Source organism: Leptotrichia sp. oral taxon 879 str. F0557, assembly GCF_000469385.1.
Classification (GTDB): domain Bacteria; phylum Fusobacteriota; class Fusobacteriia; order Fusobacteriales; family Leptotrichiaceae; genus Leptotrichia; species Leptotrichia mesophila.
Map to the genome: position 1 here is coordinate 23609 of NZ_KI271322.1, position 10303 is coordinate 33911.

Sequence of the window (10303 nt, forward strand, 5' to 3'; positions counted from 1 at the left end):
AATAAACCTTGATTACTACGAAAACGAAACTCGCTAACACCCACTTTCGCAAATAAAGATTAGAACTACTCTATAAAATACATTTGTTATAAAGCTTCTGGCGAAAGAAATACATAAATGTGTTTAGTCGTTTTCATTCCAAAAAAATCACGACATTCTGTATTAAATTATAAAGATTATTATATTTAAATTCTTAAATTTAGAAAATATTAAATAAGCAAAATTTCGTTAAGAGAAAAAGAACTAAACACGAATGTGTTTCTTTCACTATAATTTTTATATCAAATACTAATTATTTGAATTATTCTAACTTTTTATTGTGAAAGTGAGCTTTTGGAAACCTTTCAAATTACATTACTTATTAAAAATAAATAAATCTTTGTTCAAAAGCGAGTTTTCTTTTTTTCTTATAAGAAAAAAGTGTGGGTGCTGGGAGATGGCGTTTGATCTCCCTGCTTAGAGTAACTTATATAAATAAAATAAGAAAAAACAATTATTAATTAGAATACCTTAGAATAAAAAATTAATAAATGGAAATGCAGGATCATAAAAAGAATCTTTAATTTGAATACCTGAAGATAGATTTGAAATAGTTTGAATATTTTTTACAATTTTACAAAAAAATATAAAAAATTTTTTTGAATATTAAAAATTATAGGGTACAATATTTAATAGGGAAATTTTAAATAATAAATAATCAAAACTAAAAGTTGAGAGGAATGAATAAAGATGATACACACAACAAAAGAATTAGAAGAGATACAGAAAAATTTTATCGAAATGGAAGTAAAAAGTTTTGCAAGGGAAGTTATTGAATTTATTGATGAAAGTCCGAGCAGTTATCATGTTGTAAAGAATTGTTCAGATATTTTGGATGAAAATGGATTTGAGAGAATTATGCCTCGTGAAAAATGGGAGTTAAAAAAAGGAGGAAAGTATTTTTTCAAAAAATCCAGTTCTACAATAATTGCTTTTACAGTTGGTAAAAATTTTGATGCGAGAAAAGGGTTTAAGATTTTTGGGGCACATACCGATTCTCCTTGTTTTAGGATAAAACCTAACCCTGAAATGGTGACAGAAAATATAGTGAGATTAAATACGGAAGTTTATGGAGGGCCTATTTTGAGTACGTGGTTCGATAGGCCGCTCTCTATTGCCGGACGTGTTATTGTGAAAGGTGAAAATCCATTTTTTCCAAAAACTGTAAAAATTAAGATAGATGAACCGCTTTTGACAATACCAAATCTTGCGATTCATCAGAATAGAGAAGTAAATAATGGAGTAAAAATTGATAAACAGAATGATGTCTTGCCTGTAATTTCACTTATTAATCATAATTTTGAGAAGGAAGGCTATCTTGAAAGAATTATTTTAGAAAAAACAGGAATAAAAAAGGAAGATATAATTGATTTTGACTTGTATTTGTATGCAACGGAAAAAGGGTGTCTTTTAGGTGCAAATGAGGAATTTATATCTTCACCAAAAATTGACAATCTTGCTTCTGTTTATACAGGGCTGATTGGACTTGTGGAATCTGAAGAAAATAAGGACAGGATTAATATTTTTGTAGCTTTTGATAATGAAGAGATAGGAAGTGCCACAAAGCAGGGAGCTGATTCTAATTATCTTTTGAATACGCTCGAAAGAATTTCATTGTCGTTAGGACTTGATAGAAGCGAGTTTTTACAGATGCTGGAAAGTTCATATATTTTATCAGCTGATGCGGCACATGCGGCACATCCTGCACATTTAGGCAAAACAGACCCTACAAACCGTGGAAGAATAAACGAGGGTGTTTCAATAAAAATTAGTGCAAAACAAAAATATACATCTGATGGATATTCAATTGCTGTAATCAGACAGCTTATTGAAGGAACGGATATACGGATTCAGCCTTTTGTAAATGAATCAAATGAACTTGGAGGAAGTACAATTGGACCTCTTTCTTCAACACATCTGGATATAGACGGAGTAGATTTGGGAGTTCCAATGTTTGCAATGCATTCGGTACGTGAATTATGTGGAATTTTTGATGTATTTTATTTGAAGGAATTAGCGAAAGAGTTTTTTTCAAAAGGATAGAAAATATTATTTTTAAAGAGATAGTCATGCATTGGCTATCTTTTTTGATGTTGTTTTTTTACAGTATCTGTGATAGAATGAAGAATAAAATAAAAACTGGAAAGGTAATGGAATGAAAATATATTTAGAATTATTCTGGATTTTTTTTAAGATAGGAGCATTTACTCTTGGTGGAGGATATGCTATGGTTCCACTTATTCAAGCTGAAATTGTTAATAAAAAGAAATGGATTGAAGAAGAGGAGTTTGTAAAGCTTTTGGCACTTGCTCAGTCTTCACCAGGTGCATTGGCAGTAAATATATCGGTTTTTGTAGGATATAAAATGAAAAAGATGCTTGGTGTAATAGTTACGATTATAGCAGCAACATTGCCATCTTTTATAATTATTCTTCTTATAGCGTCACTGTTTAGCAATATACAAGATAATATATATGTAATAAAGGCATTTAAGGCGATAAGACCAATGGTGGTTGCATTAATTGCAGCAAGTGTCTATACAATTGGGAAATCGGCTAAAATTAATAGAAAAACGTTATGGATTGTAATTTTAGTTGCAGTAATGGTAGCATTTTTTAAATTTCCGCCTATTATTATGATTATTTTAGGTGCATTTTTAGGAAATCTTTGGATGATTTGGAGGAAAAATAAATGAATTTAGCGATATTATTGGTATTATTTTTTGTATTTTTTAAAATAGGATTGTTCAGTTTTGGTGGTGGATATGCAGTTTTACCGCTTATTCAGGCAGATGTTGTAGATTTACATAAATGGGTAAATGTACAGCAATTTACAGATATTGTGGCAATTTCACAAGTAACACCGGGACCAATTTCATTAAATGCCGCAACTTATGTTGGATATTTGATTGGAAATAAAGTGGGATTTTGGGATGCGTTTATAATGGGGACAGTTGCAACAATAGGACTGATTCTTCCATCAGTTATTGTAATGTCATTTTTTAGTAAATTTTATTTGAAGTTTCAGGATAATAAATATATGGATAATGCGTTTGCAGGCTTAAAAATTGTCGTTGTAGGGCTGATTTTAGCAGCAGCTATAATGTTAATTGATAAAAATAATTTTATAGATTGGAAAAGTGTGGTAATATTCATTGTTTCTGTGACACTTGTGCTAAAATGGAAAGTAAATCCAATATTGCTCACAGTAATTGCAGCAATTGCAGGAATAATAATTTACTAAATACAATTATTTTCTTAAAAGTCAAAATTAGTAAGCTGAAAAATTTTAAAAATAAATTTTGTAATGAAAAAATATGGGAATATTTTATAATTATTAAAACATAAAATGAATAAATGTTGATTTTTAATAAAAGAAAAGGATATGAAAGAAAAGAGGGAAATTATGAAAAAAAAATATACTATTGCAGTATTAATACTGATTTTGGTATTTAGCTGTGGTAAAAAAGATAAAAAGACGCAAAATTCTCAAAGTAAGCCGAAGATTGAAAATATACAGAATGGTAAACTTAAGGAATTAACGAAAAAAGCTGAAAAAGGAGATGTGTCGGCACAGACTGAACTTGGAGATATGTATCTTCACGGAAATGGAGTAAAAGTAGATTACAAAAAATCTATGGAGTGGAGTAAAAAAGCTGCTGAAAAAGGAAGCTACCGTGCAATGACTAACATTGGAATTCTTTATCTTGATGGACTTGGTGTAGAAAAAGACTATAAAAAGGCTTTTGATTCATTTTCAAAGGCGACAGATGGCGGAGATACAAAAGGACCAAGATATTTAGGGATAATGTCTGAAAAAGGACTTGGTGTAAAAAAAAGCCTTGATGATGCCGCATTTTACTATGAAATTGGAGATAGCAGCGGAGACTTGACGTCACGATACAATCTCGGTAAAATTCATGAAAAAGTAGGAGATTATGCAAGATCAATAGAACTTTACAAAAAAACAGATGGAAGAATAGATAAAATTACAGCTCCAATGTACGAAGCACTTGGAGATTTATATGCGGCTGGAAAAGGTGTAGAAAAAAATATAAAGGAAGCTAAAGAATGGTATGAAAAAGCTGTAAAGTCTGGAAGTCAGGAAGCTCAAGATAAAATAGCAAAATTAAAATAGTCTTTAGAATTTTCATTTAATTTTTTATTTTAACAAGTTATAAAAATTTTGTGAATAATGTTATTTACTAAAATTGTTATTTATGATAAAATAAGTTAAGAAATTAAAATATATTCATATAACTATATAATTTTTATTTTAATTAAATATAAATTCTATAATTTCAGAAATTTAATTCTTAATTTTATAAATTTAAATTTTATGTAAACTATAAATATAATATTTAGATTAAATGTAAAATTAAGAGAACTTTATTTCAGACTATACTTTTTTACTTAAACTTTATATAATTTTTAGAATTTTATAAAAATAAAAATTAATGAAAATAGAAAGGAGACGCTACGCTAATTATATGTAGTCTTTTTTATTAAAAGGTAAAAAATGTTTAATAAAAAAAGAAACGTAGCAGTAGGAAATAATGTTAGAAACATTGATTTTTAGAGAAATAAGATATAATGAAAATAATGAGCAGCTTCTCAAGGAAAATTTGGAAAAAATAAAAGAAAATCCTGATGATGTGGAAGTATTAAAAACATTAGCTTCCATCTATCACGCACTAAAAGAAAATGATAAAGCAATTGATATTTATGAAAAATTGGTAAAATTAAAGCCTGAAGAAATAGAAACAAGAGCATTTTTAGGTTATTTGTACTATGAAAATGAAGAACTTGACAAAGCTGAAGAAAACTTTAATAAGGCACTTGATGTAAGCACAGAAGACGAACCGTTTATATTGTTCCTTTTGGGAAATATTTATTCAAGAAAAGGTAAAATCTCAGAAGCAGTTGACTGTTATGAACTTGCTATATTCCTTGATTTTGATATGTATATTGCACATATTGATTTTGCTAGAAAATATGAACATATGGGACGGCACCAAAAGGCGCTTGAAGAATACAGGGCGGCCTTTAGAATTGATTCAAGGGATGAAGGGCTTATTGAAAAAATAAACTACATCGAAAATAAATGTAAAAATTCAGAAGATGAAGATAAAAAAATAAATTTTTCAGGAGTAAATTTAGGAATTGTTTAAAATTAAACTGAATATTTTTAAATAAAATATAGTTTTAGAAAGTTGTCGTATGATAACTTTCTATTATTTTTTAAATGATGTTAAAGGAGAGAAAAAGTGGTAAATTTAGTATGTGAGGCTATTCTTCCAGATTGTCCGATGAAGGATGTGGAAGAAATTGAAAAAAGTATAATGACAACCTATAAAAAGAGCATATGGGCAAAATTTTTGAAGGCAATTAGTGATTTTGATATGATACAGGATGGGGACAAGATTGCGATTGGTGTATCTGGTGGAAAGGATAGCCTGCTTTTAGTAAAACTGTTTCAGGAATTGAAGAAAGATAAACGGAAAAATTTTGAATTTAAGGCAGTTAGCTTAAATCCTGGTTTCAGAAATTCTGATTTGGATAATTTTAAAAATAATTTGGATAAGTTAAATATTGACTGTGAGATTATTAATACGAATATTTGGGAAATTGCAAATGAAAAGGCAAAGGACTATCCGTGCTTTTTATGTGCTAAAATGCGACGTGGAATTTTGTACACGCAAGTCGAAGAACTTGGATTTAATAAATTGACGCTTGGGCATCATTTTGATGATGTAATTGAAACAACTCTTATAAACATGCTTTATGCAGGAACAATGAAGACAATGACTCCAAAAGTTCCATCAACTTCTGGAAAATTAGAACTAATTCGTCCATTAATCTATGTAAAGGAAGCTGACATAATTGATTACACAAAAACAAACGGAATTCGTGCAATGAACTGTGGATGTACAATCGAAGCTGGAAAAACTTCAAGTAAACGTAGGGAAGTAAAAAATTTATTAGCCGAACTTGAAGAAAAAAATCCAGGAGTAAAGCAAAGTGTGTTTAATTCAATGAAAAATATAAATCTGGATTATGTTTTTGGATATACAGGCGGAAAGGAAGCAGAATAAATAAAGATAATTAATAGCTTTATATAGTAGTGAAATAAAATTTTATACCATTGTGGTGGTAAATGTTTGAGTAGTCATAGACTGCTCTTTTTTTTTAGGGAGAAGTAGAGAATCTGATTGTACATACGAGGATAATAAGGTATAATTAAAAAGAAATAATGAAAGAAATAAAAAGTTAGGAGCTGATTTTGTGAAAAAAAATTTTAATCAAAAATGGTGGCATAAGTCTGTAGTTTACCAAATTTATCCAAAAAGTTTTAATGATACGACTGGAAGCGGAGAAGGGGATATAAGGGGAATTATCGAGAAACTTGATTATCTGAAGGAACTTGGAGTGGAAGTAATCTGGATTACTCCAATGTATAAATCTCCACAAAATGACAATGGATATGATATAAGTGATTATTATGACATTGATCCTAATTACGGGACAATGGAAGATTTTGAGGAAATGCTGATGGAAGCACATAAAAGAGATTTAAAAATACTTATGGATATTGTTGTAAATCACTCTTCTACTGAAAATGAATGGTTTAAAAAGTCTGAAGCAGGGGACTCTGAATATAAGGATTTTTACATATGGAAAGATGCAGTTGACGGAAAAGAGCCTACAAACTGGCAATCAAAATTTGGAGGAAATGCCTGGCAATATTCAGAAAAAAGAGGACAGTATTACCTTCACTTGTTTGATGTTACGCAAGCTGATTTAAACTGGGAAAATGAAAATGTAAGAAAAAAGGTATATGAAATGATAAAATTCTGGCTGAATAAAGGCGTGGATGGATTTAGGCTGGATGTTATAAATCTTATATCAAAGGATCAGAGATTTTTAAATGATGACGGAAGTGATACAAGATTTGTACCTGATGGAAGAAGATTTTATACAGACGGACCTAGAATTCACGAATTTTTGAAGGAAATGAATAAAGAAGCCTTTGGAGGAGGAGAGCTTATTACGGTTGGAGAAATGTCTTCTACAAGCCTTGATAACTGTATCAGATATTCAAATCCTGATGAAAAGGAATTATCAATGGCATTTTCATTTCATCATTTGAAAGTAGATTATCCAAATGGAGAAAAATGGGCAAAAGCACCATTTGATTTTGTGGAGTTAAAAAGGATATTCTCTAAATGGCAAATTGGAATGTATGAAGGAAATGGCTGGAATGCGACTTTCTGGAATAACCACGATCAGCCAAGGGCATTGTCAAGATTTGGAAATGATAAGGAATATCATAGGGAGTCGGCTAAAATGCTTGCCACAGTTCTTCATGGACTGCAAGGGACGCCTTATATTTATCAGGGAGAAGAATTTGGAATGACAAATCCATATTTTGATGATATTAGTAAATATCGTGATGTTGAATCAACCAATAATTACAAAATTTTACTCAATAAAGGATGTTCTGAAGAAGAAGCTATTGAAATTTTAATGCAGAAATCAAGAGATAATTCTAGAACGCCTGTTCAATGGAATGATTCTGACAATGCAGGATTTACAACTGGAACTCCGTGGATTGGAGTGCCTGAAAATTATAAGAAAATCAATGCTGAAGCGGCTTTAAAAGATAAAAATTCAGTATTCTATCATTACAAAAAATTAATTGATTTAAGACGAAATGAAGAATTAATGATAACAGGAAGATATGAAGACATTGATTTGGAAAATAAAAGTGTTTATGCTTATAAACGTGTTGGAGAAAATGAGGAATTAGTTGTAATCAGTAACTTTTATGAACCAGAAGTGGAATTCGAATTGGAAAAAAATGGGATTAAAGGCTTAGAAAATGCTCAGATTTTATTATCAAATTATGAAACTAATCCTGAAATTAAAGGTGAAAAAATTATTTTGAAGCCTTATGAGTCGATTATTTTCAAAAAGTAGCTGAATTTTGTAAGGAAAATGAAAAAAGGGGTTGATGATATATAAAAAGAATAATAATATTAATTATATCGGTAATGACAGTTGCAAGCTGTTCCTATCTTGATGCGGCAAGGGAAGAAATGAATGAAAGAAGAGTTGAGTGCAGATACAATAGAAGAGGGGGAGTTGAAAATTGTCGTTATATGAATTGATAATTTTAGTCATATAGAAGGAGATGAGTTGTATGAAAAAGTTAATAGTGTTGATGTCACTAGTATCAGTACTGGTTGTAAATTGTTCTTATTTTGAAGGAGCGGAAAAAGAGCGAAGAGAGCGAGGCTGGGAATGCCGGTACAACTATAAAGGAGAAATGCAGCATTGTGGTTATATAAATTAAAAAAGTTCATATATGAAAAATTAATTGGATTAAAAAACATAATAAAGGAGATGGCAAGAATGAAAAACTTAGTAATTTTAGTTATTTTGATATTAACTGCTATAAGTTGTTCTTATGTGGAAAGTGGAGAAAGACAATTAAGAGAAAGAGGCTGGGAATGCCTATATAATGGTAAGGGAGAAGTTCAAGTCTGTGGATTTATAAACTAATAGTCTTAAATTATGTAGTATAATAAAAAGGAGATAATGAAATGAAAAACTTAGCGATTTTAATTATATTAATGCTAACTGTTATAAGTTGCTCATATTTTGAAGGAGCAGAAAGAACGATGAAAGAAAGAGGATATGAGTGTATGCATACTTATAAAGGAGAATTACAGGGTTGCAATTATATAAAATAGAAATGATTTAGTATTTTGTACACAGTAAGTATAGATTTGTTAATCGGATTTGAAATAATGGAAAAGGAGACGGTAAAAATGAAAAACTTAGTGATTTTAATTATATTGATGCTAACTGTTATAAGTTGTTCATATTTTGAAGGAGCAGAAAAAGAACGGAGAGAGCGAGGCTGGGAATGTATGTATACTTATAAGGGAGAATTACAGGGTTGCAATTATATAAAATAGAAATAGTTTAGTATTCTATAAAACATGGAAAAACAGATTTTTTAGATAGAAGGTTAATTGGGCTTGAGATAATAAAAAAGGAGATGATATATATGAAAAGAATAATGATATTGATTGTACTAGTGTCAGTATTAGTTGTAAATTGTTCATATTTTGAGGGTGCTGAAAGAACTGAAAGAGAAAGAGGAGTTGAATGCAGATACAATTACAAGGGAGAGATACAGGGTTGCAATTATATAAAATAGAAATAATTTAGTATTTTAAAAACAGAGATTTTTTAAATAATAAAATTAATTGAGTTTAAAATATAAAAAGGAGATGAATTGAATGAAAAAAAAAATAACATTAATTATATTGCTAGTAAGTGTAGTGAGCTGTACTGAAGCAGATAGGCAAATGATGAGAGAAGTTGATCAGGAAATGAGGGAAAGAGGAGTTGAATGCTTATATAATGAAAGAGGTAATCCAATAGGAGTTTGTCGTTATATAAAATAGAAATAATTTAGCATTTCAAAAAATATAGAAAATGAAAATTTTTTGGATAAAGAGTTAATTAGATTCAAATACTAACAATGGAGATGAATTGAATGAAAAAAATAATAATATTAGTTACATTAACTGCAATGATAATGAGCTGTTCCGAGCTTGCTAGAATGGAGGAGGAATATCAACAGGATCTTAGAGAGAGGGGACGAGAATGCATGTATAATTATAAGGGAGAATTACAGGGGTGTAATTATATAAAATAGAGATAGTTTAGTATTTTATAAAACATAGGAAATACAGATTTTTTAGAAAGAATTAATTGATTTCAAAATGATGATAAAGGAGATGAATTATATGAAAAAAATAATAATATTAGTTATATTAACTGCAATGATAATGAGCTGTTCTGAGCTTGCTAGAATGGAGGAGGGATATCAGCAGGATCTTAGAGAGAGGGGGCGAAGATGCCGATATAACTACAAAGGAGAAGTTCAAGTTTGTGGTTATATAAACTGATAATCATAATTTATAAATCATAGAGAAAAGTGATAAAGGAGATAATCAAGTATGAAAAAAATAATAATATTAGTTACATTAACTGCAATGATAATGAGCTGTTCCGAGCTTGCTAGAATGGAGGAGGAATATCAGCAGGATCTTAGAGAGAGGGGGCGAAGATGCCGATATAACTACAAAGGAGAGGTACAGCATTGTGGTTATATAAATTAGTAGTTATAACAATTATAGTGTAAGGAGCTGATTTAATCATGAAAAAAATAATAGTATTAATTATAT

At 29.7% G+C, this 10303-nt stretch carries 16 protein-coding genes; all 16 read left to right on the forward strand.

Annotation, left to right across the window (positions count from 1 at the left end; translation table 11 throughout):
* The first annotated feature begins 729 nt into the window (after positions 1 to 729).
* The 16 genes from HMPREF1552_RS05400 to HMPREF1552_RS12225 all read left to right on the forward strand — a co-directional run bounded on the left by HMPREF1552_RS05400 (position 730) and on the right by HMPREF1552_RS12225 (position 10237).
* Positions 730 to 2082 carry a M18 family aminopeptidase gene (locus HMPREF1552_RS05400; protein WP_021744103.1) on the forward strand — a complete coding sequence of 451 codons (1353 nt, stop codon included), beginning with the start codon at positions 730 to 732 and terminating at the stop codon, positions 2080 to 2082.
* A gap of 112 nt (positions 2083 to 2194) precedes the next feature.
* Complete coding sequence (locus HMPREF1552_RS05405) at positions 2195 to 2734, forward strand: chromate transporter (protein ID WP_021744104.1); 540 nt, start codon at positions 2195 to 2197, stop codon at positions 2732 to 2734.
* Positions 2731 to 3282 (forward strand): chromate transporter, encoded by a 552-nt coding sequence (locus HMPREF1552_RS05410; RefSeq protein ID WP_021744105.1) that lies wholly within the window; start codon positions 2731 to 2733, stop codon positions 3280 to 3282. Before HMPREF1552_RS05405 ends, HMPREF1552_RS05410 begins: the two co-directional genes overlap by 4 nt.
* A gap of 162 nt (positions 3283 to 3444) precedes the next feature.
* Positions 3445 to 4176, forward strand: a complete 732-nt coding sequence (locus HMPREF1552_RS05415; protein ID WP_039901245.1) for a tetratricopeptide repeat protein — start codon at positions 3445 to 3447, stop codon at positions 4174 to 4176.
* 418 nt (positions 4177 to 4594) lie between these two features.
* A complete protein-coding gene (locus tag HMPREF1552_RS05420; RefSeq protein WP_021744107.1) occupies positions 4595 to 5209 on the forward strand; it encodes a tetratricopeptide repeat protein in 615 nt (204 codons plus the stop codon).
* A gap of 96 nt (positions 5210 to 5305) precedes the next feature.
* Complete coding sequence (locus HMPREF1552_RS05425; protein ID WP_021744108.1) at positions 5306 to 6133, forward strand: ATP-binding protein; 828 nt, start codon at positions 5306 to 5308, stop codon at positions 6131 to 6133.
* 190 nt (positions 6134 to 6323) lie between these two features.
* A complete protein-coding gene (treC, locus tag HMPREF1552_RS05430; protein WP_021744109.1) occupies positions 6324 to 8018 on the forward strand; it encodes an alpha,alpha-phosphotrehalase in 1695 nt (564 codons plus the stop codon).
* Positions 8019 to 8241: 223 nt separating this feature from the next.
* Positions 8242 to 8394, forward strand: coding sequence for a hypothetical protein (locus HMPREF1552_RS12185; protein ID WP_021744110.1), 153 nt, complete (start codon positions 8242 to 8244; stop codon positions 8392 to 8394).
* Between the two features lie 59 nt (positions 8395 to 8453).
* Positions 8454 to 8603 (forward strand): hypothetical protein, encoded by a 150-nt coding sequence (locus tag HMPREF1552_RS12190; RefSeq protein ID WP_155827496.1) that lies wholly within the window; start codon positions 8454 to 8456, stop codon positions 8601 to 8603.
* Between the two features lie 41 nt (positions 8604 to 8644).
* Positions 8645 to 8794 carry a hypothetical protein gene (locus tag HMPREF1552_RS12195; protein ID WP_155827497.1) on the forward strand — a complete coding sequence of 50 codons (150 nt, stop codon included), beginning with the start codon at positions 8645 to 8647 and terminating at the stop codon, positions 8792 to 8794.
* A gap of 78 nt (positions 8795 to 8872) precedes the next feature.
* Entirely contained in the window at positions 8873 to 9022 is a 150-nt protein-coding gene (locus HMPREF1552_RS12200; protein WP_155827498.1) for a hypothetical protein, read from the forward strand.
* Between the two features lie 92 nt (positions 9023 to 9114).
* The gene (locus tag HMPREF1552_RS12205; RefSeq protein WP_021744114.1) at positions 9115 to 9267 is read left to right on the forward strand and encodes a hypothetical protein; all 153 of its coding nucleotides are present in this window, start codon (positions 9115 to 9117) and stop codon (positions 9265 to 9267) included.
* An 82-nt stretch (positions 9268 to 9349) separates the two neighbouring features.
* A complete protein-coding gene (locus HMPREF1552_RS12210) occupies positions 9350 to 9517 on the forward strand; it encodes a hypothetical protein (protein ID WP_021744115.1) in 168 nt (55 codons plus the stop codon).
* A gap of 92 nt (positions 9518 to 9609) precedes the next feature.
* Positions 9610 to 9771, forward strand: a complete 162-nt coding sequence (locus tag HMPREF1552_RS12215) for a hypothetical protein (RefSeq protein ID WP_021744116.1) — start codon at positions 9610 to 9612, stop codon at positions 9769 to 9771.
* A gap of 91 nt (positions 9772 to 9862) precedes the next feature.
* Positions 9863 to 10024 carry a hypothetical protein gene (locus tag HMPREF1552_RS12220; RefSeq protein ID WP_155827499.1) on the forward strand — a complete coding sequence of 54 codons (162 nt, stop codon included), beginning with the start codon at positions 9863 to 9865 and terminating at the stop codon, positions 10022 to 10024.
* 51 nt (positions 10025 to 10075) lie between these two features.
* Positions 10076 to 10237: a hypothetical protein gene (locus HMPREF1552_RS12225; RefSeq protein ID WP_021744118.1), complete on the forward strand. Its 162-nt coding sequence runs from the start codon at positions 10076 to 10078 to the stop codon at positions 10235 to 10237.
* Positions 10238 to 10303: the final 66 nt, after the last annotated feature.

What these genes read in the sequence shown, in the direction of transcription:
- HMPREF1552_RS05400 (WP_021744103.1), top strand. Translation starts at nt 730, where the DNA reads ATGATACACACAACAAAAGAATTAGAAGAGATACAGAAAAATTTTATC.
- HMPREF1552_RS05405 (WP_021744104.1), top strand. Translation starts at nt 2,195, where the DNA reads ATGAAAATATATTTAGAATTATTCTGGATTTTTTTTAAGATAGGAGCA.
- HMPREF1552_RS05410 (WP_021744105.1), top strand. Translation starts at nt 2,731, where the DNA reads ATGAATTTAGCGATATTATTGGTATTATTTTTTGTATTTTTTAAAATA.
- HMPREF1552_RS05415 (WP_039901245.1), top strand. Translation starts at nt 3,445, where the DNA reads ATGAAAAAAAAATATACTATTGCAGTATTAATACTGATTTTGGTATTT.
- HMPREF1552_RS05420 (WP_021744107.1), top strand. Translation starts at nt 4,595, where the DNA reads ATGTTAGAAACATTGATTTTTAGAGAAATAAGATATAATGAAAATAAT.
- HMPREF1552_RS12185 (WP_021744110.1), top strand. Translation starts at nt 8,242, where the DNA reads ATGAAAAAGTTAATAGTGTTGATGTCACTAGTATCAGTACTGGTTGTA.
- HMPREF1552_RS12190 (WP_155827496.1), top strand. Translation starts at nt 8,454, where the DNA reads ATGAAAAACTTAGTAATTTTAGTTATTTTGATATTAACTGCTATAAGT.
- HMPREF1552_RS12195 (WP_155827497.1), top strand. Translation starts at nt 8,645, where the DNA reads ATGAAAAACTTAGCGATTTTAATTATATTAATGCTAACTGTTATAAGT.
- HMPREF1552_RS12200 (WP_155827498.1), top strand. Translation starts at nt 8,873, where the DNA reads ATGAAAAACTTAGTGATTTTAATTATATTGATGCTAACTGTTATAAGT.
- HMPREF1552_RS12205 (WP_021744114.1), top strand. Translation starts at nt 9,115, where the DNA reads ATGAAAAGAATAATGATATTGATTGTACTAGTGTCAGTATTAGTTGTA.
- HMPREF1552_RS12210 (WP_021744115.1), top strand. Translation starts at nt 9,350, where the DNA reads ATGAAAAAAAAAATAACATTAATTATATTGCTAGTAAGTGTAGTGAGC.
- HMPREF1552_RS12215 (WP_021744116.1), top strand. Translation starts at nt 9,610, where the DNA reads ATGAAAAAAATAATAATATTAGTTACATTAACTGCAATGATAATGAGC.
- HMPREF1552_RS12220 (WP_155827499.1), top strand. Translation starts at nt 9,863, where the DNA reads ATGAAAAAAATAATAATATTAGTTATATTAACTGCAATGATAATGAGC.
- HMPREF1552_RS12225 (WP_021744118.1), top strand. Translation starts at nt 10,076, where the DNA reads ATGAAAAAAATAATAATATTAGTTACATTAACTGCAATGATAATGAGC.